The 21,167-nt window shown below is 71.6% G+C and carries 19 protein-coding genes; 4 read left to right on the top strand and 15 right to left on the bottom strand.

Annotated features, from left to right (window positions below):
• Nucleotides 1-66: 66 nt before the first annotated feature.
• The 8 genes from AB0A63_RS31510 to AB0A63_RS31475 all read right to left on the bottom strand — a co-directional run bounded on the left by AB0A63_RS31510 (nucleotide 67) and on the right by AB0A63_RS31475 (nucleotide 5,931).
• Nucleotides 67-921: a helix-turn-helix transcriptional regulator gene (locus tag AB0A63_RS31510; RefSeq protein ID WP_360397585.1), complete on the bottom strand. Its 855-nt coding sequence runs from the start codon at nucleotides 919-921 to the stop codon at nucleotides 67-69.
• 159 nt (nucleotides 922-1,080) lie between these two features.
• Nucleotides 1,081-1,221, bottom strand: a complete 141-nt coding sequence (locus AB0A63_RS31505) for an SAM-dependent methyltransferase (RefSeq protein WP_360397583.1) — start codon at nucleotides 1,219-1,221, stop codon at nucleotides 1,081-1,083.
• A 51-nt stretch (nucleotides 1,222-1,272) separates the two neighbouring features.
• On the bottom strand, nucleotides 1,273-1,830 hold the full coding sequence (locus AB0A63_RS31500; protein WP_360397581.1) for a helix-turn-helix domain-containing protein: 558 nt from the start codon (nucleotides 1,828-1,830) through the stop codon (nucleotides 1,273-1,275).
• Nucleotides 1,827-2,663 carry an SAM-dependent methyltransferase gene (locus tag AB0A63_RS31495; RefSeq protein WP_360397579.1) on the bottom strand — a complete coding sequence of 279 codons (837 nt, stop codon included), beginning with the start codon at nucleotides 2,661-2,663 and terminating at the stop codon, nucleotides 1,827-1,829. The genes AB0A63_RS31500 and AB0A63_RS31495 overlap by 4 nt, the downstream gene beginning before the upstream one ends.
• Nucleotides 2,660-3,664, bottom strand: a complete 1,005-nt coding sequence (locus tag AB0A63_RS31490; RefSeq protein ID WP_360397577.1) for a helix-turn-helix domain-containing protein — start codon at nucleotides 3,662-3,664, stop codon at nucleotides 2,660-2,662. Before AB0A63_RS31490 ends, AB0A63_RS31495 begins: the two co-directional genes overlap by 4 nt.
• A 6-nt stretch (nucleotides 3,665-3,670) precedes the next feature.
• Nucleotides 3,671-4,030: a helix-turn-helix transcriptional regulator gene (locus tag AB0A63_RS31485; RefSeq protein ID WP_360397575.1), complete on the bottom strand. Its 360-nt coding sequence runs from the start codon at nucleotides 4,028-4,030 to the stop codon at nucleotides 3,671-3,673.
• Nucleotides 4,031-4,083: 53 nt separating this feature from the next.
• Nucleotides 4,084-4,626, bottom strand: coding sequence for a hypothetical protein (locus tag AB0A63_RS31480; RefSeq protein ID WP_360397573.1), 543 nt, complete (start codon nucleotides 4,624-4,626; stop codon nucleotides 4,084-4,086).
• A 27-nt stretch (nucleotides 4,627-4,653) separates the two neighbouring features.
• The gene (locus tag AB0A63_RS31475; protein ID WP_360397571.1) at nucleotides 4,654-5,931 is read right to left on the bottom strand and encodes a tetratricopeptide repeat protein; all 1,278 of its coding nucleotides are present in this window, start codon (nucleotides 5,929-5,931) and stop codon (nucleotides 4,654-4,656) included.
• A 561-nt stretch (nucleotides 5,932-6,492) separates the two neighbouring features.
• Here AB0A63_RS31475 and AB0A63_RS31470 point away from each other — a divergent pair.
• The 3 genes from AB0A63_RS31470 to AB0A63_RS31460 all read left to right on the top strand — a co-directional run bounded on the left by AB0A63_RS31470 (nucleotide 6,493) and on the right by AB0A63_RS31460 (nucleotide 13,425).
• A complete protein-coding gene (locus tag AB0A63_RS31470) occupies nucleotides 6,493-7,896 on the top strand; it encodes a helix-turn-helix transcriptional regulator (protein WP_360397569.1) in 1,404 nt (467 codons plus the stop codon).
• Nucleotides 7,897-9,721: 1,825 nt separating this feature from the next.
• A complete protein-coding gene (locus tag AB0A63_RS31465) occupies nucleotides 9,722-12,820 on the top strand; it encodes an error-prone DNA polymerase (RefSeq protein WP_360397567.1) in 3,099 nt (1,032 codons plus the stop codon).
• A 128-nt stretch (nucleotides 12,821-12,948) separates the two neighbouring features.
• Nucleotides 12,949-13,425, top strand: a complete 477-nt coding sequence (locus AB0A63_RS31460; protein ID WP_360397565.1) for a hypothetical protein — start codon at nucleotides 12,949-12,951, stop codon at nucleotides 13,423-13,425.
• A gap of 159 nt (nucleotides 13,426-13,584) precedes the next feature.
• On the opposite strand, the gene AB0A63_RS31455 is transcribed toward AB0A63_RS31460, so the two are convergent.
• The 7 genes from AB0A63_RS31455 to AB0A63_RS31425 form a co-directional block, all read right to left on the bottom strand.
• Nucleotides 13,585-14,757: a GNAT family N-acetyltransferase gene (locus tag AB0A63_RS31455; RefSeq protein ID WP_360397563.1), complete on the bottom strand. Its 1,173-nt coding sequence runs from the start codon at nucleotides 14,755-14,757 to the stop codon at nucleotides 13,585-13,587.
• An 11-nt stretch (nucleotides 14,758-14,768) separates the two neighbouring features.
• A complete protein-coding gene (locus AB0A63_RS31450; RefSeq protein WP_360397561.1) occupies nucleotides 14,769-15,338 on the bottom strand; it encodes a MaoC family dehydratase in 570 nt (189 codons plus the stop codon).
• A complete protein-coding gene (locus AB0A63_RS31445) occupies nucleotides 15,335-16,219 on the bottom strand; it encodes a CoA ester lyase (protein ID WP_360397559.1) in 885 nt (294 codons plus the stop codon). The genes AB0A63_RS31450 and AB0A63_RS31445 overlap by 4 nt, the downstream gene beginning before the upstream one ends.
• A complete protein-coding gene (locus AB0A63_RS31440) occupies nucleotides 16,216-16,452 on the bottom strand; it encodes an acyl carrier protein (protein WP_360397557.1) in 237 nt (78 codons plus the stop codon). Before AB0A63_RS31440 ends, AB0A63_RS31445 begins: the two co-directional genes overlap by 4 nt.
• Before the next feature lie 222 nt (nucleotides 16,453-16,674).
• Nucleotides 16,675-17,763, bottom strand: coding sequence for a 4-hydroxy-2-oxovalerate aldolase (dmpG, locus tag AB0A63_RS31435; protein ID WP_360397555.1), 1,089 nt, complete (start codon nucleotides 17,761-17,763; stop codon nucleotides 16,675-16,677).
• The gene (locus AB0A63_RS31430) at nucleotides 17,763-18,722 is read right to left on the bottom strand and encodes an acetaldehyde dehydrogenase (acetylating) (protein ID WP_360397553.1); all 960 of its coding nucleotides are present in this window, start codon (nucleotides 18,720-18,722) and stop codon (nucleotides 17,763-17,765) included. Before AB0A63_RS31430 ends, dmpG begins: the two co-directional genes overlap by 1 nt.
• Nucleotides 18,719-19,567 (bottom strand): fumarylacetoacetate hydrolase family protein, encoded by an 849-nt coding sequence (locus tag AB0A63_RS31425; RefSeq protein WP_360397551.1) that lies wholly within the window; start codon nucleotides 19,565-19,567, stop codon nucleotides 18,719-18,721. The genes AB0A63_RS31430 and AB0A63_RS31425 overlap by 4 nt, the downstream gene beginning before the upstream one ends.
• A gap of 205 nt (nucleotides 19,568-19,772) precedes the next feature.
• Between AB0A63_RS31425 and AB0A63_RS31420 the strand changes: the two genes are divergently transcribed.
• Nucleotides 19,773-21,158: a hypothetical protein gene (locus AB0A63_RS31420; RefSeq protein ID WP_360397549.1), complete on the top strand. Its 1,386-nt coding sequence runs from the start codon at nucleotides 19,773-19,775 to the stop codon at nucleotides 21,156-21,158.
• The last annotated feature ends 9 nt before the right edge of the window (nucleotides 21,159-21,167 follow it).

Genomic DNA, 21,167 nt, shown 5'->3' with positions numbered 1-21,167 from the left:
GTGGTGTCAGCCGGGGGAAATGCCGCCACGCGATGCGCCCGCGGGCACAGGACCCGCTCGGCGTGATCAGCCGCACTGAGTCAGGTCGAGCTGGCGGTGTTCGCCGGAGATCCGCTGCAGCAGGTCCTCCAGTTCCTGTCCGCGCACGGCCAGCCGGTCCAGCCGGCCGAACAGCGCGAGGTACTCGCGCACGTCCAGCGGGTCGGTGATGGTGGCGTTGCCGGTCAGCACGCTGACCGTGACGACGCGCTCGTCGTAGATGTGGAAACCGTGCAGCGCCACCACGTTCGTGTCCGCCGACCAGGGCACGACGCCGAGCCGGACGTTGGGCCGGCGCTGGATCGCGGCCAGGTGCTCGACCTGCTCCGCCATCAGCTCCGACGACCCCATCCGCCAGCGCAGCGCGCTCTCGGTGAGCACGAACACGAACTGCTTCGCCAGGTCGTCCATCCGGGACCGCCGCACCCGCAGCGCCGCGACGGCCGCCTCCTGTTCGGACGGCGGCATCGTCGCCAGCACGGTGCGCAGGTAGGCCTCGGACTGCAGCAGCGACGGCACGAGGTTCAGCTGGAAGAACCTCGACGTCGCCGCGCGGGCCTCGACCCGGCTGATCGTCTGCTGGTGGCGGTGCGCACCCCGGTGCAGCACGACGCGGCGGGTCTCCGCCTCCGCGTGCAGCGACTGGGCGAGTTCGACCAGTTCGACCCGCGTCTCCCTCGTCGCGGCGAGCTCCGCGGCGAGGCGCTCCACGTCGGTGACGGACGGGAGCAGCATGCCGTTCTCTATCTTCGACAGCTTGGACTGGCTCATCCCGGTGGCACGGGCGGTGGCCGTGCAGGTCATCTTCGCCTCGGTGCGCAACCGGCGTAGTTCACGCGAAAGCCGTTCGCGGGCCAGCTGCGAGCGCTCAGGGGTGGTCATGGTGACGCTCCGGAGCGCCGGACGCGGCCGGGCAGGAAACCGAGGTGCGTGTCGCGAGCCTCATGTTGTTGGTGCTGGTCACGGGATGTCTCCGACTGTCTCGAACGATGTGGTGGTGGTGGTGGTGGTGGCGGCGGTGCGCGGGATGGTCGACGGCTGCTATCCGTTCCGTCCGACACCGGCGTACAGGCCGTCTCGCCTGGTGTCGTGTTCGCTGATCGGGTCTTCGTTCGGCCGCCAGGTTGAGATGGTGACCAGGCCTGGCTCGACAAGCTCGTAGCCGGTGAACAGGGCAAGCACTTCGTCCCGGCCTGCTGACGCTGGCCTGCGCCACCGCCGCCGTGCACCACCTCATGCCGTTCCCGTCTGAGCCACGGCGCCGATGGACGTCGGCTCGCTGGCGGGGCGAGGTTCGCGTCGAGGTGCACCCCGTGCGCGAAGCCGGTTCGCGCGCTGCAGGATCTTGCGGATGGCGCTATAGCTGACGCCGAGGTCGGCGGCGATCTGGCGCACGCTGGCGCCGTCGCTGTAGGCCTGGACGATGTCGGGCGTGCGGTCGACCGGGCTGGTGCGGCGCCGGGGCAGGGTCAGACCTGCCTGCCGCAGCAGGGCCCGTACCCGCCGGGGGTCGATGCCGGTGTCGTCGCTCAGCACCTCGACGCCGAAGCCGGTCTGGTAGCGCCGGGCGAGTTCGGCGGCGACCGCGGTCTGTGAGGGTCCGATGCACGCGGTGGTGGTGTAGGCCTCGACACCGGCATCGATCAGCAGGTTCCGCACTGTGCACGGCCGGCGGCCGATCTCGGCGGCGAGCTCGCGGATGGAGCGGTTGTCCTGCGCGAACCGCGTGGCCAGCCGGGCAGCGATCCTGTGGCGCTCGGCGCCTCGCAGCGGTCGTGGAGTGTCGGTCATGGACGTTGCCGCCCGACACCGGCGTACAGGGCGTCCTGCTCGATGTCCGGCCTGGTGCCCTGCGCGCTGCGCGGTTCACCCTCGGGTCGCCAGCGTGAGGTGGTGACCAGGCCTGGCTCGACCAGCTCGTAGCCGTCGAACAGGGCCAGCACTTCGTCACGGGTCCGCGGGTACACGTGGTCGCGGCTGGTCTTCATCACGCTGACGATCTCCTCATCGCGGACGACGTCGAAGTCGGACGTGAGGTGGCTCAGGGCGAGGAAGCTGCCCGCGGGCAGCGCCTCGCGGTAGCGGGCGAACACGCCCTGAGGATTGGCTTCGGGGGCGATGTAGTGGCCGATGGTGATGGCCAGCAGTCCGACCGGCTGGTCGAAGTCGAGCAGCCGGCGGGTCGGCTCGGCGTCGAGCACATCCTCGATGCGGGTGACGTCGGCGGCCACGATGTCGGCGTGGGGGTTGCCGGCCAGCAGCAGCCGGCTGTGCGCGACGGCGACGGGCTCGTAGTCGACGTAGACCACTCGTGCGTCCGGAGCCGCGGTCTGGGCGATCTCGTGGACGTTGCCCACGGTCGGGATGCCCGAGCCCAGGTCGAGGAACTGCCGGACCCCGGCCTCGATCATGAACAGCACCGCCCGTCGCATGAACGCCCGGTTCTCCTTGGCGATCTCGGCCACGTCCGGCTGCACTTTCTTGATCGTTTCCGCCAATAGGCGGTCGACGGCGAAGTTGTGGCCTCCGCCGAGCAGGTAGTCGTAGACCCTGGCAGCGCTGGGGATCGACGTGTCCACCCCCGGCAGTGCCGGCGGCTGCACCGCCTCGCCTCCCGTGCTCACAGCACCCCAGAAGCGGGCTGTAGCAGCTCGATCAGCTGTGTCGCGTGCTGCTGCTGCAGGATCGCGCCCGGCGGATGCGTCACTGGGACCACCAGCTCCGCAGAGCCTTCGACCCAGCGGGCCACAGCCGTCTGCGTCCAGATGTGCTCAAGCGTCGTCATCGGGCTGATCGGCCCACATGCCAGCGGAATCATCGACGGAGTCGTCAACGCACGTGGTTGCTCAGGCTCCACCGACCACAACCGCTGCGTCGTGTAACGGTTGGAACCCGGCTCGAACCGCACGAACGCGGTCTTGTCGGCGGCGACGTGCACCTTGCAGTCTCTTGGGCGCACACCGCGCAGCGCGTACGGGCTCGGTCGCCGCCCGGTGGCGGAGCCCGCCAGCTCGGCACGCACCAGCCGCAGCTCCCCCGTGCGCAGGTAGCCGAGCAGCTGGCCGAGCGCGTAGGCGTGGCCGTCGACCAGCTCCGCTTCCGCGTCGTTCGGAATGTGGCCGAGGACGTCGCACAGCCACTTGTTTCGAGGTTCATGTCGCCACGCTCGGACCAGGTCGAGGACGGTGGCACCAGCGGGGTTCGTTTTCGCCCGCCAGTGCCGCCCGAGTTCGGCGGTGAGCAGGTCAGCAGCGTCCTTCCGTGCCAGGTGGTTCTTCTCCGCCGTTGCGCACAGGACGTCATAGGCGCCGTCGCTGCCGGAGGTCACGAGGACCTGAACGCTGTGCCCGGTGTGCCGCAGGTGCTGCACACCGACCTCCAGTGCCGCCGGTCCCAATCCGTAGCGATTCTCCGTGCAGGGCATGACGAACCCGGCTCCCAGCAGTTCGTTGAGCGAGTGGTAGGTGGTTGAGCGGGGAAGGCCGGTCGCCGTCGCGAGGCACATCGCGGATACCGGCTCAGGTCTGCGGGCGAGGGCGATGAGTATCGCCAGGCCGCGGCGCAGAGCGGGAACGTTGGACGACGTCACTGCGTGCTGATCACCTTTCACACAACCGGGCGGCACCGGCGCTCACCGCGACGCTCCCGCCCTGCCGGCCCGCACGGCCGAGACCGCGCGGGCGGGGACCGGCAGCAGGCGCGGCACCCGGCGGCGTGCGGCGTCGGCCTGCAGGACCCGGGACGCCTTGGTCAGCCCGTCCGCGGTGATGCGCCAGTAGTAGCGGCGCGGTGCGGCCGGATCGGGCCCGGCGACAGCGCGGCCGGTGATCCATCCCTTGCGGCGGAAGCGGATCAGGATGGGGTACGTCGTCCCGGGCAGCAGGCCGCCGGTGTCGAAGCCGCCGGTGGCCTCGGTGATCTCCAGCCCGTACAGCTCCCGGGCCGGGTCCTCGGCCAGCGCTGCCAGCACGCGGCGGGGGTTGGTGCGCAACGGTTTTTCCTCGCTGGAATCGGTGTGGGCAGGTGGACCTTGCAGGAACGGCGCTACGGCACTGCCTGGGAGGTCGCGTCGCGCGGCGGCGACGAGCCGATCGCCCTGGCGCGCAGCCGCGCGAGGTGGTGGCCCAGCAGCTTGGGGTGGACGGCCAGAGCGGCGGCGGGGATCGCCGCGACCGCGATCCCCGCCGCGGCGAGGGCGCCCAGGAGGTGCCATCCGCGCAGGACGAGCTCGACAGCCGCGGCCGTCACGATCACCGTCCACGACAGCCGTGACCACCACACCCACCTTCCGCCGCTCAGCCCGCGCAGGTGCACCACGGCCAGCACCCCCATCAGCGCCGCCAGCGACCCGGGCACCGGCCACGGTGCACCGCCGAGCAGCCGGGCGGGCAGCGCCGCCGCCGCCTCGACGCTCCAGCACAGCATCGCCAGAGCGGCGACGCCGACCAGGGACGTCGTCCCGAGCGCCACGCCCGCCCACGCGTGGCGTGCCATCGCGCGGCGTGCGGTCGCGCGGTCCGGGCGACGACCGGTGCGAGCGGGGTCCAGCCGGACTGGGCCGGGGCGGTCGGGCACTGCGGTGTTCATCGAGATCTCCTGGTGCGCAGGGGCGGATCAGTGCAGGCCTTGTTGCAGTTGCTCGGCGAGGTCGTGCCGGCCGGCGTCGCGGTACAGCTCCACCGCGGCCCGGTGGTCGGCCGCGGCCTGTTCGGCCTCGCCCGTCAGCGCGAGGGCGTCGCCCCGGTGGTGCGTGATCGCGGCCAGGTAGTAGATGTCCGTGGCCGGGTCGACCAGCTCCTCGGCGGCGCGCAGCGCCTCGACCGCGTCGCCGGGCCTGCCGGCGGCCGTGAGCGCGCGGCCCCGCACCAGGTGCGCGCGCAGCGTCTCCCGCCGCCGGTGCGGGTCGCGGGTCAGCGCCGCGAGCGCGTGGTCGGCGGCGCGCAGCGCCTCGATCCCGTCGCCGACGCGGGGGTGGAGGTGGGTCTCGGCGATCTCCGTCCACCGCAGCCCGATCGCGGTGTACGGGACGGACTCGGTGCCGCTGGGGGTGAGGACCAGTCGCTGCTTGTCGATGTCCAGCGCGGTGTAGAGGTCGGCCAGCGCCTCGTCGACGCGGTCCAGGGCGCGGTGGCTGCGGCCGCGGGTGGCCAGCGCGGTGGCGCGGGACCAGTCGTCGTCGTGCCGGTCGGCCACCTCCAGCGCCCGCGCCAGGACACCGAGAGCGTCCTCGGGCCGGTCCAGCGCGTTGAGCGACCACGCCACCCGGGAGTGTGCGGCACTGGCGGCGACGTGGTCGAGCGAGTCCGCGGCCTCGGCCGCCAGGCGCTGCGCGGCGAGCTGGTCCTCGTAGCGCCGCGCGATCCGCAGCCAGGGCCAGCAGGCGGGTCCGACCTGCGCCACCTGGGCCATCATGCCCAGCTGCCACGCGCGGCGTTGCGCGGCGAGCACGGTGTCGCCTTCGAGGGCGAACCACCTCAGCGCGGCGGTCTCGCCGTCGAACCGCGGCAGCGGGCCGACCTCGTCGCCGTACGGCCTGTGCTTGCCCGGCCCCAGGACCTCCGCCGCGCCGGTGGCGTGCAGCAGCAGGTGCTTCAGCACCCGGTCCACTGCCTCCTGCTGGGGTTCGTCGCGCGGGTGCCCGGCGTCGAGCAGCACCGGGCGGACTCGGTGGAACCGGGGTGCCGGCGCGCCGGGCAACGCCGGATCGTCCGCACCGGTCGCGGCCGGGACGAGCAGCCCGGCCGCGACCTGGGCGGCCAGTGCGGCCTCGGCCTGGGTGAGCGCGTCCGGGCCGCCGAGCAGCGCCGCGGTCACCCCCACGCTCAGCTGCTCACCGGGGATCAGGTCGTGCTGGCTGGCCAGCCGCTGCACGGCGGCCGGGAAATCGGTCACCAGAGGGTCCTCCGGGGTGCAGCCGGCCGCGGTGGACGACGCCCACCGCGGCCGGGTGGGATGGGCGGGAGCCGCCAGCGACCTGGGCGGCGTCGTGCGGGCCGGTGACACGCAAGGGATGCCGTCGGGCTCGCCGCGCGGCCTCCGGACCGGACGACCTGCTTCGCCGACGCGCGTGAGGTGCACACGGTTCGGCCCGGTGACCTGGGCACCGCGCGCACTGCCACATCGGCCGGGACACGGCGTGCCGGCGGCGTTGGCGATCATGACCCGACACGGTGGTCCAGCCGGCCAATCGACACCATCCACGCCGATATGCACTTCCGAATAAAGCGCGAAAAGGATTCGGATTCACACGTATCCCTGGGCGGGAACCCATTGCCGATCACCGGCAATACACCCGGAAAGGTGAACTAACTCACACGTGCGGGGATTGCTCGCTACGCTTCCGTACGCGCCGTCGACCGCGTGGCGCGAAGGCTGATGAGGGTCGGGTCCGTGCAGGGTCAGTCACAGTGCAGACGGTGCGATGCCCGGCTGCGCGCCCACCACAACGACACCTTGTGCGACCCCTGCGTCCGGACGGTCCGGGCGATCCGCGGGCTGCCCGGCCCGCGCTTCTATCACCGCCCCGAGCTGCGCGCCGCCCTGATCGAGCACGACTTCGGCTACGTGTTCAGCGCCGTGCGGCGCTTCGAGCACCCGCACGGGGGGCTGACTCAGGACGACCTCGCGGAGATCCTGGAGATGTCCCAGCCGAAGGTCTCGGCGATCGAGACCGGTCGCCGTCGGCTGAGCAGCGCCGTTGACCTCGGCCGGGTCGTGACTACCTTGGGTATCGCGCCCTACCTGGTCGGGTTCGGCGCAGAGCCCGCGCCCGCGGGCGCACAGGATGCGGAGGTGGGGTCGATGGACCGCAGGAGCTTTCTCGCCGCAGTGCCCGCGATCGTTGCAGGCCTGTCCGTCGGCGACGCCCCGAGCGCGCCGCGCGCCGTCGCCGCCGCGGGGCGTGTCGGCCCCGACGACGTCCTGGCCGTGCAGTCGGCCACCCGCAACTTCCGCGCGATGGCCTTCCGCTTCGGGGGCGCCCGGTTCCGCGGCTCCGCCGACGCCCTCGTCCGGCAGTACCTCGCCCAGGCCCGCGCGGCCACCGGGCCGCACGCACACGCGCTGCGCCTGGCCGTCGCCGACCTGGCCGGCGCCACCGCCTGGATGCACTACGACGTCGAGCAGCACGGCACCGCGCGCGCCCTGTGGCAGGACGCGCTGCGCAGCGTCGAGGGCGTGGAGGATCCGCGCAGCGCCGACCTCGTGGTCACCCTGCTGCTCGACGCCGCCCACCAGGCACTGCACCTGGACAGGCCGCGCGACGCGCTGTACCTCGTTCAGCTCGGCGCGGCCCAGGCCACGACGCACCGGTACCCGGTCAGCGCCGGCACCCGCGCCTATGTCGCCATGAACCTCGCGTGGTGCCACGCCAGCCTCGGCCACCGCGACGCGATGCTGCGCGCCCTGGACGAGGGGTTGCAGACCTACACCGACCTCGACCCCGCCGCCGCGCCCCCGTGGGCCTCGCACCTGGGACCCGCCGAGATCCGCGCTCAGCACGGCCACGCCCTGCACCTGCTCGCCACCGGCACCGCCGCGGAGACGACCGCTCCCACCGTCGCCGCCGAGGCCGCTGAGCACCTCGCGGCCGCCGTCGCCACCTTCGGCACCACCTACAGCCGCTCCGCCGCCGTGAACCTGCCCGGCCTGAGCGCCAACCGACTCCGCCTCGGCGACTTCGAGGGCGCCGTCGACGCCGGTCTGCGCGCGGTCGACGCGATTGCCCCGCTGGCCATGCCCCGCGCCCACAAGCGGCTACGGCAACTGCACGCTCAAGCAGCAGGCCACGCCGACCGCGCCGACGTCGCCGAACTCCGGCACCGGATCAGCAACGTGCTGAAGACCTCGGCCGCCTGACCGGTGAAACGGTGGTATGCCACGCGCGCGGTGCGCTGGCAGCCGCGGATGATCACAGCCGACGGCCGGCACGGCGCGAGGCGAGGCGCAAAAGCACCTCGGCAGCGGACCTTAGAGCCAACGCCCGGCCCGAGGGCCGGCGCGTTACCGCGTCACCGGCTGGCGTCGTCTTCGCAGCCGGGCAGGGCGCCGTCGTCGCCGGTCCGCGCGCGAGCGACGCGATCGGTCCCAAGCAGGGTTGGGACCTGGACTGGTCTGCATGGCGCCGGATACTAAAAGCCCCGGCTGCCCTGACACGGTCGAGCGACACGCGCGGCCCACTCCGACCACCGCCGCCCCGCAAGCGCCTTCCGTTGACCTTTGAGGTGGGCAACGGAAAATGGCTTACGGGACAACGACTCCGGGCACGAACGTTGATCGCATGACGATCACGACGCCTCTGCTCCGGACGAGCCGCACTGCAGCAGCCGCAGGTGCTGATCGAGACGTGCGGGAAGGGCCACCGCGCCCTGCCTCGCCGTCCACCCGGTGGCGCAGCCGATCCGTTTTCGCGCGTTCCGTGAGGGTGCTCTTCGACATGGCGATGACCTGGGGTTCTACGTGCCAGCAGGAACGCCGAACTCGTTTCCCTTGGTCAGTGACCTGCACCCAGCCGGTGAACTTATGCGCTACAAGTTGAATAACGGCTCTGCCAGCGGCTACGGTGGCGACGCCGCGCGATGCTATCGCGATAGCGTCGCGGTGACGTGGAGTCTCGGCTATCTACACAACCGAGCGGCCAGGAAGCCGCGGGTGATGCAACACCCGTGTGCGACTTCCCGGCCGTCCGGACCAGGGCCCTACCGACCTCGTGCCTCGCTAGCAGCGAATCGGAATGCCCACGCGAGGAGCCTGGTGATCATTGCGATCGCCAGGCCCTTCTCGTTCAGGAGCGGGCTCACGACTGTCAGCCCGTCCATCACGCAGGCCGCGCGATCGCAGGCCTTCGCCAACTTCTCGCGCGACTCCCCATCGGAAGGTCCCTGTACGGCTCGGCCAGGCATCGAGCACCACCTCCTCCCGGTGCGGTCGAGCCCGATGGGCTCGGTCCACCCGTCACCGGATCCGGGTGACGGGTGCCGGCGGTGAGGAGGATCAGTTCGCGCAAGGCCGATCCGATCGCCTGTGACTTTAGCCGTACAACCCAAGTGATCGAGAAACTGTCAGGGTGCACCCTGTAACTGGTATGACCTAACAGCACTGTGGAACGTTGATCCTCACAGCTCTGAACTGCGACTACAGCCCACAGCAGTGCGACCGCGCCACGTTCGGACCTCAACGCCGATCTCGTCAATTCCCCCCGAAGGGGTCAAAGATCCCCTGGTAGGAGATCTTCCAAGAGAGGTTCCTCCTCAGCGGAGAAGTCGGGATATTTCCCTTCCGGCAGGCGCTTTCCGACCCGGAAGACCGCGCCGGCGTGTTGCGGGCGATGTACGCGAGGTCGCGCACCGGCCCGGCGGGACATGGTGCGTGGCAGCGACAGTTGTATCGCTGTCGAATTGACTTGAGGTCTGCTCGGCCGCACACTTCGCACGCTTGTTCGAGCTGACTTCCCCTCAGCACCGGTGTCCGATGCTGGAGAGGGGAAGGTCAGGTGTCGTTCAACGCGCCACACACCAGCCAGGATGAGTCGGCCGCACGGCACGCATCGGCTACCGCAGGCATCGGCCGCACGTCACCGCCTGGCCGGGGCGCGGACGACGTCGCCTCCCGCCGATCCCGTGACGCCGTCGATGACACGGCGGTGCCGTTCGTCGAACTCCACGCCCACTCGAACTTCTCCTTCTTGGACGGCGCAAGCCACCCGGAAGAACTCGCCGACGAGGCCGCGCGGCGACGGTTGTCGGGAATCGCGCTCACCGATCACGACGGCATGTACGGCGTGGTTCGCCTGTCCACGGCCGCCCGCGGAGTGGGTCTCGGCACGGCGTTCGGCTCCGAGCTCAGCCTCGGACTGACGGCGCCCCAGAACGGCGTCGCCGACCCGGAAGGCACGCACCTGCTCACGGTCGCGCGGAACCCGGCGGGCTATGCCGCGTTGTGCCGGGTGATCTCCTCTGCCCACCTGCGCGCCGACGCCGAGAAGGGCAAGCCGGTCTACGACCTCGACGAGCTCGTTGACGAGCTGCGCGGCCGCGTGCTGGTGCTGACTGGCGGGTGCCGCAAGGACGCGGTGCGCCGGGCCCTCGACACCGAAAGCCCGCAGGCGGCGATGAACGAGCTGCTGAGGCTGATCGACCGCTACGGCCGCGACTACGTCGCCGTCGAGCTCGTCGACCACGGCCATCCTGGCGACAGCGCCCGCAACGACCTGCTCGTGCACCTCGCGCGCGAGGCACGGGTGCCGATCGTGGCGACCGGCGCGGTGCACTACGCCACGCCGTCGCGCGGGCGGCTCGCCGCGGCGATGGCCGCCGTGCGCGCCCGCCGGTCGCTCGACGAGATGGCCGGCTGGCTGCCCCCGGCGCCGGCCGCCTTCATCCGGTCCGGACGCGAGATGGCCCACCGGTTCCGCCACTACCCCGGCGCGGTCGGCAACGCCGCGGTGCTCGGCAAGGAATGCTTGTTCGACCTGCAGGTGATCGCACCGAAGCTGCCGCCGTTCGACGTGCCCGACGGGCACAGCGAGGACTCGTGGCTGCGGGTGCTGACCGAACGCGGCGCGCGCGACCGCTACGGCACCCGGCAGGACTCGCCGGCGGCGTGGGCGCAGATCGACCGCGAGCTGGACGTGATCGCCCAGCTCGGCTTTCCCGGCTACTTCCTGGTCGTGCACGACATCGTGCGCTTCTGCCGGGACAACGACATCCTGTGCCAGGGCCGGGGCAGCGCGGCGAACTCGGCGGTCTGCTACGCGCTCGGCATCACCGCGGTCGACCCGGTCCGATGGGACTTGCTGTTCGAGCGATTTTTGCACTCGGACCGCGACGGCCCGCCCGACATCGACGTCGACATCGAGTCCGATCGCCGCGAAGAGGTGATCCAGTACGTCTACGGCAAGCACGGCCGCCGCCACGCCGCCCAGGTCTGCAACGTCATCACCTACCGGCCCAAGTCCGCGGTGCGCGACATGGCCCGCGCACTCGGGTTCTCCGCCGGTCAGCAGGACGCGTGGAGCAAGCAGATCGACGCCTGGACACCACTCGACCAGCAGCGCACCGACCAGGAACCGATTCCCGAGCTGGTGCGCGAACTCGCCGTGGAGATCGACGGGTTCCCCCGGCATCTGGGCATCCACTCCGGCGGCATGGTGATCTGCGACCGGCCGGTCAGTGAGGTCGTCCCGGTCGAGCGCGCCCGCATGGATGACCGCACAGTGCTGCAGTGGGACAAGGACGACTGCGCGACCACCGGCCTGGTCAAGTTCGACCTGCTCGGCCTCGGCATGCTCTCCGCCATCCACTATGCGGTCGACCTGGTCGCCGAGCACGAGCACCAGCACGTGGACATCGCGCACCTCGACCTGGCCGACCAGTCCGTCTACGACATGTTGTGCGAAGCCGACACCGTCGGCGTCTTCCAAGTCGAGTCGCGCGCGCAGATGTCCACGCTCCCCCGGCTCAAGCCCCGCAACTTCTGGGACCTCGCGGTCGAGGTCGGGCTGATCAGGCCCGGCCCGATCCAGGGCGGCAGCGTCCACCCCTACATCGCGCGCCGCAACGGAGCGGCGTGGCGCCACGACCATCCACTGCTCGCCGGCGCGCTCGACCGCACCCTCGGCGTGCCCCTGTTCCAGGAACAGATCATGCAGATCGCCGTCGACGTCGCCGGCTTCACGCCCGGCGAGGCCGACGAGCTGCGCCGCGCGATGGGCTCGAAGCGCTCGACCGCGCGAATGGAGCGGCTGCGGGAACGCTTCTACACCGGCATGGCCGCCAACGACATCACCGGCGCGCTCGCCGACTCCATCTTCGACAAAGTCGCCGCGTTCGCGACGTACGGATTCCCGCTCTCCCATGCCTTGTCGTTCGCGCACCTGGTGTTCGTGTCCGCGTACTTCAAGCGCTACCACCCGGCCGCGTTCTGCGCGGCGCTGCTGCGCGCCCAGCCGATGGGCTTCTACTCCCCGCAGACCCTCGTCGCCGACGCCCGACGCCACGGCGTGCGCACCCACCGCGCCGACGTCACGCTCAGCCTCGCCCACACCACGCTCGAACCCGATCCCGAGAGCACGGGCGGCGTCGCCGTGCGGCTGGGCCTCGGTGTCGTGCGCACGATCACGACCGACACCGCCCAGCGCATCGTCGGCACCCGCACCGAGAAGGGCGCGTTCACCGATCTCGCCGACCTGGCCCGCCGGGCTGGGCTGAACACCGAGCAACTCGAAGCCCTCGCCACCGCCGGCGCCCTGACCGCATTCGGGTCGTCACGGCGCGAAGCGTTGTGGTCGGCCGGTGCGGCCGCACGACACCGTGCGCACCTGCTGCCCGGCACCAGCATGACCAGTGCCGCGCCCGCGCTGCCCGGCATGCACCCGTGGGAGCTCATCGCCGCGGACCTCTGGGCCACCCACATTACTCCCGACGGGCACCCCGTCGAGCTGATGCGCGCCTACCTGGACAAACGCGACGTCGTCACCGCGGCCGCGATCCACACCGTCGCTCCCGGCACTCGGGTCTCGATCGGCGGCGCCGTCACCCACCGGCAACGCCCGCCCGGCGCCGGCGGCATCACCTTCCTCAGCCTCGAAGACGAGACCGGCCTGGTCAACGTCGTGGTGCACCCTGGGACCTGGAACCGATACGCCACCGTGGCGAAGACGAGCAACGCGCTCATCATCCGCGGTGTCATCGAGCGCTCCCACGGCGCGCTGAACCTCGTGGCGGACAAGCTGCTGAAGCTCGACATCAATGATGTTGATCTTCGGTCACGCGACTACCGGTGACCTGCCCGGCCGTCGTGGTCAACCGGCCGGGCAGGTCACCGGGGAAGTTCCCGCGCCCGCACCACCCTGCGTGGTGCCGGGGTCGCCCGATCGTGTCAGGTGGACCAGCGCTTCTAGCATGTGGCGCCATGCAGACCAGCCCAGATGCCGACCCCTCACGCGTGAGTGTCTTGTCTCGCAACAAAACTCCGCTGCCGTGGTCCCTGCTGATCCCCGCCGCGGTGATAGTGCCCTGTTCGGCCCTGGCGTCGACCGTGCTGCTGGGCGGCACGTTCACTTCCCTCGGCGTACCGGTGATCATCGCCTTCGCGGTGCCGCTCGCACTGCAGGGCGGCGCGGTGTTCGCGGCGTGGGAGGGCGTGCGGACCGACAACAAGCCGACGCTGCTCCTCCGTCTCCGCGTCACCATCATCATCGGCGCGGTGATGGCACTGCTGGGATTGCTCGTCGCAGCCAGGAATTTCAGCGACCCCCCGACCTTGTTCATCGCGCTCGCGATGGCGTTCGGCGCGGGTCCTGCGGTGCTGGCCGGGCTGTTGGACATCTCCGGCACGCGGTTCGAAGGCACCACGGGCAAATCAGAACCCGAGCAGTCACAACCCTGATCGGCGCCCGCATGGCCAGCGTCCGTAACAGCCGGCCCGGAAGTGCGATACTCGGTACAAGGTCCGGCTCGCACCCCCAGGGGCGCCGGACCTTTCCTATCCCGGACAGGGCCCTCGCCCGATCGCGACATCCTTGAACACCTCGTCCGGGAGGCGATCTCAGAAGTGGTCGGGGAGCCACGGCTCGTGCGTGGTCGTGGCGCGCACGAGCCCGCCAAGTGCGTCGCTCGTCTCCGCGTGCACTCCGGACCTGCGCGCCGCGGCGGCGGTGCGGTAGCCGCCCGCGTACCAGGCGGCCAGCTGCTGCGGGGTGAACCGCACGTCGCCGGGGGCGGTCGTCGCCTCGACCTCGGCACGGCCGCCGGTGATGTGCAGCCGGTAGCAGCCGGTGGTGTCGTGGTCGGTGACGTCGATGGTGGCGGTGAGGTCGAGGTCGGCGGGCCATCCCCGCAGGCGCAGCGCGCCCTCGACGTCGAGGATTCGCAGCATCCACGGGTGCCAGGCCTGCACTGTCGGCCGGAAGCGGTGCAGGTGGTGCAGCAGGTCGGGGAAAGGGGGAAGAGCACCACGGCGGAAGTCGATCGTCGTGGCGCGGGCGTTGTGCCGGCCGAGGAAGCCGAGCATGGCGCAGGCGGTGTCGCAGTCGGCGGACCAGAAGTCGTGCACGGTCAGGGTCATGCCGTGCCGTTCCCGGCGCGAGGTGCTCAACGTCAGCACGCCCGAGGTGACGCCGCCGGGGCCGGTGAAGCGGTAGGTCGTCAGGTCGCTCTTGGTCTGCTTCCAGTTCCACCACCAGTCTGGTCGCGCGACGGGGCCGTTGTGTTCGCGGGCGAGATCGCGCTGCAGTTCCCGGCACTGGGCGGTGAGGCCGTGCTCGACGCCGGTGCGCCTCTGGTCGCGGAAGGATCGCCGGAGGTCGTCGGTGGTGACCGACCAGCCGAAGACGGGCACCGGGGCTTGCCAGCCCAGCGCGCGGGCGTAGCCGTTGACGGCGGTGGACATCGTAGAGATCACCGCGCCGCGGTCACGCAGCGGGGCGAGGCGTTCGGCGACCATGTGCGTGGCCAGGTGCTCGCCGCGTTCCTCGGGGGCGACACAGCCGGCGCTCAGGCACGCGCTGGGCACCGGGTTGCCGCCGAAGTACTGATCGACCAGCAGGCCGAGACCGCCCGCGATGACGGTGCCGTCGCGCAGGGCGACCCGCAGGTCGGCGTGCTCGCCCAGGTGCTCGATGTCGGAGATGGGGTGGCCGTAGCTGCGGGCGGCGACGTCGGCGAACTGCTCGCGCAGGTCCGGGCGGTCGACGCTGGAGACGAAGGTCAGGTCGGTCACGGGTTCTCCGGCTAGTAGTTGTGGACGTTGCGGACGGCGGTGGGGTCGAGCGGGACCAGGAACGTGCGCTCGAACTGCAGGACGAGCTCGTCGTGCTGGTTCAGCGCGCGGACGGCGCAGGTGAGGAGGCCCTCGCCGGGGCGGCTGGCCGAGTGCCGGCGGGTGAGGACTTCGCTTTCGGCGTGCAGGGTGTCGCCGACGTAGACCGGGTGCGGGAACCGCGCGTTGTCGAGGCCGAGGTTCGCGGTGGTCAGGCCGCTGGTGCTGCGCACGGTCATGCCGGCGACGAGGCCGAGGGTGACGCTGGCGCAGACCACGATGCGGCCGTGCCGGGTCTGCGCGGCGTAGTGGGCGTCGGTGTGGATGGGCGCGACGTTGCCGGTGAGCATGGTGCCGAGCAGGTTGTCGGTGTCGGTGACGGTCCGGCCGGGGCGGTGCTCGATCACCAGGCCGACGGTGAGCTCGTCGTAGCCGAGCCCCACGTTCTCCCGGAACCGGCCGGGGCCGATCCTGCGGTAGCCCGTGGGCTGGGCGATGTCGCCGGCCGCGGTGTGCGGTGCTGGGGTGGGGGCTGTGGTCATCGGCCGTCGACCTCCGCGAGCAGGCGGTGGGCGGCGGAGAAGAACGGCGTGCCGATCATCTGCCCGTCGACGCGGGTGATGCCGCCGCCGCTGGCGGTCTCGGCGGCGACAACGGCACGGGCGTGGTCGATCTCGGCTTGGCTGGGTGCGAACACCTCGCGCAGGACCTCGGCCTGGCGGGGGTGCACGGCGCCCTTGCCGAGGAACCCCAGCCGTTTGGCGTTCTCGGCCTCGCGGCGCAAGCCGTCGAGGTCGTCGAGATCAAAGTACGGCGCGTCGACCGCGGGCTTGCCAGCCGCGGCCGCGACGGTGACCACGGTGGTGCGGGCGTGCAGCAGCGAGTTCCAGTCCAGGCCGCACCCGAGGGTCGCGGCGTAGTCGGCCGAGCCGAACACGACGCCGCCCAGCCAGGGCGCGGCGACGATGGCGGGCAGGTCGGCCAAGGCCCGTGGGGTCTCGATCAGCGCCCACAGGTGCGGGGTGTGGGTGTCGGTGTCCAGCACGGCGGCGGCGATCTCGATGTCGCGCGCGGCCTCGACCTTGGGGATCAGCACCACGTCTGCGCGCCGCTGCCAGCCCGCCAGCGCGAGCAGGTCGGCCAGCCCGTCGCGGGTGGTGACGGCGTTGATCCGCACGCCGCGCAGCGGTTCGGCCCCTCCTGAGGTGCGGTTGGTGTCGTGGTCGACGAAGCGCGAGGCGGTGTCGCGGGCGAGCTGCTTGTCGGCGGCCGCGACGGAGTCCTCGATGTCGGCCAGGGCAACGTGGGCGTCGCTGTTGAGCGCGGCGGCGAAGCGTTCGTGCCGGGGCGCGGGCGTGATGATCCAGACCCGTCCGGGCCGGGCGGTGGCGGTGGGCGTGCGCGGTTCGGTAGTGAGGCTCATCGCGAGCTCCGCGTGAGCTCGGTGGTGACCAGGGTGTCGATGTCGCCGAGCGTGGCCGCACGGGCGATGTCGTTCTCGGAGACGGTGATGCCGAGGGTGTCGGAGAGTTGCACCGACAACTCCACGACGGCCAGCGAGTCGATGCCGGCGTCCTGCAAGGAGGTGTCCGGGGCGAGGTGGTCCGGGGCCACGTGGATGTCGTCGCGCAGGATGTTGGTCAGGTCGGTGTTCACGGCTGCTCTCCTTGAGCACGAAGGGACGGACGAGCTGTGCCCGTGCGGGCGATGATGGTGTCGCGGCCGCGATCGGTCACAGCATGACGACGAAAGCGGTTGTGCTGCCGGTAATCCGCACACCGCCGTGCGTCCACATGCGACATACGTCGCCGGGGTGCCTGTAGTGTGCGTGTACGCCTGGCGAGTGTCGTTCGGTGGGTTGGTGGCGCCGGACGAGGCCTACGGGGTGCCGGGGCGGGCGCCGCGCAGGGTGGTGACGACGTCGGCGATGAGGTCTTCCTGACCTGCGACGGCCCCGCGGGCGCCGAGTTCGAACAGCACGTCGACCGGGTCGACGCCGTGCGTCTCGGCGGCCGCCAGGACGGGGAGCTTGAACCCGGAGAAGACCCCGGCCAGGCCGCTGGCCAGGCTGATGGTGTCGATGGTGGGCGGGGCGTCCATCAGCGTCCGGCCGGCCAGGTCCGCGGCCTGCAGCACGGCACGCTGGTCGAGGCCGGTGTCGTGGCCCATGCGGTGCAGCACGGCGGCCAGGACCTCGATCGGGGTGTTGCCCGCGCCGGCGCCGAAGCCGCGCGCGGTGGCGTCGATGATCGTCGCGCCGGCGGCGACGGCGGCCAGCGAGTTGGCCACCGACATCCCGAGGTTGTTGTGGCCGTGGAAGATGACGTCGACGTCGTCGCCGACGGCCTGGCGGATCGCCGACACCCTCGTGGCGACGTCGTCGGGCAGGAAGTGGCCGGCGGAGTCGTAGAACCCCACCGCGCGGGCCCCGTACCTGGCCAGCAGCGCGCACTGCTCGGCGAGCTTGTGCGGGTCGGCCATGTGGCTCATCAGCAGCACGCCGTGCGGTTCGGCACCGAGCTCGGCGGCGATGCCGAGGTGGCGCTGGGTGGCGTCGGCCTCGGTGCAGTGGGCCGCGATCCGCACGACCCGTGCGCCGAGCGCGACCGCTGCCCGCAGGTCGTCGCCGGTGCCCCAGCCCGGTGCGAGGAACACGCCCATCCGGGTGTGGGTGAGTTCGGCGCGGACGGTGTCGAGCATCTCGGCGTCCGACAGCAGCGCTCGGCCGATCTGCAGCGAGGACGCGCCCAGTCCGTTGCCGTGCCCGACTTCGAGCACGGCGATGCCCGCCTGCTCGGCCGCGGCGGCGTACCCGCGCAGCTGGTCGTGGTTGAGCTGGTGGCGCGCGGCGTGGTGGCCGTCGCGCAATGTCGCGTCGTGCAGCAGCACCCGCGGTGCCGCATGCGGTGCGGCAGCGGGAAGAGACGCGGCCGAGGCGGTGGCGGTGGGTGCGGTGATGGTGAGCATCAGCGGTGCCCTCCTGCGTGTGCAGCGGCCTGCTGTTCGCCGAGCACGACGGCAGCCGCGGTGATGATGTCGAGGTTGCCCGCGTGGCGGGGCAGCCGAGTTCCCCTGGCCTCGACCTGCACCGTGACGGTGATCCGGTCGTCGGTCACGGTGCATGAGGAGATCTGGTAGCCCGGCGCGAAGGCCTGCACCCGGCGGGCGGCGCCCGCGACGGCGGCGGTGATCGTCTCGGGGTTCGCGTCGCGGGTCAGGGCCGTCACGGTGACCCGGAACGGCGGCGCGGGCGTGGCCGGGGACAGGTTGACCATGACCTTGACCTCGCCCGCCGCGCAAAACCGGCGTACCGCGTCGGCGGTCGTGGCCACGTAGTCGTCGAGGTTGAGCCGGGTCGCCGGACCGGCCGTCGCCGAGGCGGCGGTGCAGACGATCTCCACGTAGGCCAGCGAGGTGTGCGCGGCGAGGGCGTACACGACCGGAATGGCGGCCTGCCCGCCGCAGCTGACCAGGCTCAGATGCCGCGTGGTGAGGGCGTGTTCGCCGTTGACCGACGGCACGATCATCTCGCCGAGCCGCGCCGGCGTGAGGTCGATCATCGTCGCGCCGGTGGGCTCCAGCCGCGTCCAGTGGTGTTCGTGGGCGTCGGCGTTGGAGGCGTCGAACACCACGTCGATGTCGGCGCCGGTGTGCAGCAGCGCCTCGATCCCACCATCGGTGACCGCGCAGCCCATCGCCACGGCGCGCCGCAGCCCGAGCGACTCGCGCCGGTGGCCCACTACCAGTACGCACGTGAGGGCATCGGATCGGTTGATCTTGTCGACCAGGTCCAGGCCGATCAGGCCTGCGCCCAGCACCGCGACCCGTGCCGGTCTGTGGTTGTCCATGCTGTCCGCTTTCTCGTCGACGTTGTCGTGGCGCGGGTCGCGTTGCCTGCGCCCGGCGGGGAGGTCGTGGGCGCTCATCGCACGTTCAGGTGCACGACGGGCAGGTGCATCGAGGTCGCGCGGACCTGTGTGCCGGGGCCCAGCGGCAAGCTCGCGTGGACCGCGCCGGCCAACACCACATCCCCCGCGCGCAGGCGGCCGCCGACTTCGTCGAGCCGCCGCGACAGCCACACCAGTGCCTCGAACGGGTCACCGAGGACCGCCCGGCCCTCCCCCGACGCGGCGATCTCGCCGTCGACCTCCAGCACGACCTGCTCGGTCGCCGGGTCGAGCACACCGAGTTCGACCTCGCCGCCGAGGACCATGTGCCCGCACGAGGCGTTGTCCGCGACGCTGTCGACCAGCCCGATCTGCCAGCTGCCATACCGGGTGTCGATCACCTCCAGCGCCAGCAGCACCCGCGCGACGGCCTGGCGCGCGTCCGCCGCGGTGATCTCGCCACCGGGCAGGTCCTCGCCGAGCCGGAACGCGATCTCGGCCTCGACGCGCGGCGCGAGCAACCGCGCCGTCTGCAGCTCGCCGCCGTCGGCGACGAGCATCCGGTCGAGCAGCACACCGGAGTCGGGCTCGCCCACACCCATCTGGGCCTGCATCGCCGCCGAGGTCAGCCCGACCTTGTGCCCGACCCGGCGGGCGCCGTCCGCGATCAGCAACCCGATTCCAGCCGCCTGCACCCGGTAGGCGTCGACCAGGGTCACACCGGGCCGCCGCGAGGTCAGCGACGCGACCGCGGCCACGTTCCGCCGCGCCGCCCTCAGCATGAGCGCCTCGTCCGCGATCCAGCCGCCGGACGTGCCCGCACCGGCCTGGCCGTCAACGGCCGCGGGCGGCTCGGTGCGAGTGTTCGAGCCCGCATACGTCATGGGTCATCCCCTCCGGGTTGATGCCGATTCGCCCTGGCCGGGGTCGTCGCAAGGCGGCGCACTCGTCTGTCTGGCTACAGATGTGCGGCGCGCTGACCTGCGAACTTCCACCTGAAAGGGTCGATGGGTAGTCAACCTGTTACCGCCCGTGCGCGGTACGGTGTCGGCCGGGGCAACCGGTATAGCGGGTATAGGGGCGGTGCTCATGGCCAGCGCGGCGCGACAGCCGAACCGGCGTCTGAAGAACCTCATCGACGAGGCCGAGATGACCTACCAGGCCGTGGCCACAGCGGTGCGGGCCGTCGCGGCTGAGGGCGGCGTGTCCTTGCGCACCAACAAGTCCGCTGTCGAGCACTGGGTCTCGGGGTCAGTGCCGGCCGCAGACACCGGCCGCTTCCTCACCGCCGTGCTCTCCCGGCGGCTCGGGCGATTGCTGCGCCCGAGCGACCTCGGTCTAGCGGCCGATGACGAACCAGACGACGATGCGTCGGTCGGGCTCGCGCTCTCGGGCGACCCGCTCACGACGCTGCAGTCGATCTGGAGGTATGAGTTGGACCGGCGCCGCTTCCTGCTGAAGTCCGCGTACTCGGTGGCCGCCGCGGTGCTGCCGCTCGACCACCTGCGCGACGCCGCCACCCGCGCCACCGCCGCCGCGAGGACCGGGCACACCATCGGCATGGCCGAGGTCCAGGCCGTGCGCGACATGATCAGCGCGATGACCGACCTCGACGAACGCCACGGCGGGCGCTTCGGCCGCACCGCACTGATCGCCTACCTGCGCGACGACGTCGCCCCGCTGTGCCGCGGCCGGTTCCGCACCGACGAGGTACGCCGGCAGATGCTCTCCGCCGCCTCCCGCGGCGTGCACCTGCTCGGGTGGAAGCACTACGACGCCGGCCAGCACGGCCTCGCCCAGCGCTACTACCTGCAGTCCTACGCTCTAGCCCACGAATCCGAACTCACCGGCCACGCCGGGTTCGTCCTGCGCACGATGGCCATGCAGGGCTTGCGGCTGCACCGGCCCGAGCACTGCCTCGACCTCGCCGAGACCGGGCTGACCATGGCCAAGGGCAAGGTCGACTTCCCCACCGAGGCCCTGTTCCGGGTCGTGCACGCTCACACCCTCGCGAAAGCCGGGCATCCCCAGCGGGCCCTCGATGAAACCCGCCGAGCCCGCGCACTGCTCGCCGCCGACCCCGGCGACGAGCCGCCGTTCTGGGCGCTGACCTGGGGACCCGCCCGCGCCTCGGTGTTCTCCCGCACCGCTCGCGTGCACGAAACCCTTGGTGACCACCACGCCGCCGCCGAGCAGTACGCCCGCGCTGCCAGCGCCCGCCCCCGCGGCAACTACGCCCGCGTCGTCGTGCTCGACCTGGCCAACGCCGCCGAACAACAGCTCAAACGAGGCGGGGTCGAACAGGCCTGCGCGACCTGGATGAAGGCACTGGACCACCTCGACGGCGTCCATTCCGTCCGCACCCGCAAGGCGGTCCTCGGGATGCGCGCCGACATCGCCCGCTACCGGGCACGTGGCCTGCGCTGTGCCGTCGAGCTCGACGACCGGGCTCGTGACCTGCTCGCCTCCGCCTGAACAACAACC

The organism is Lentzea sp. NPDC042327 (assembly GCF_040647275.1).
GTDB lineage: Bacteria > Actinomycetota > Actinomycetes > Mycobacteriales > Pseudonocardiaceae > Lentzea.
This window is presented reverse-complemented; position numbering and strand designations above follow the sequence as displayed.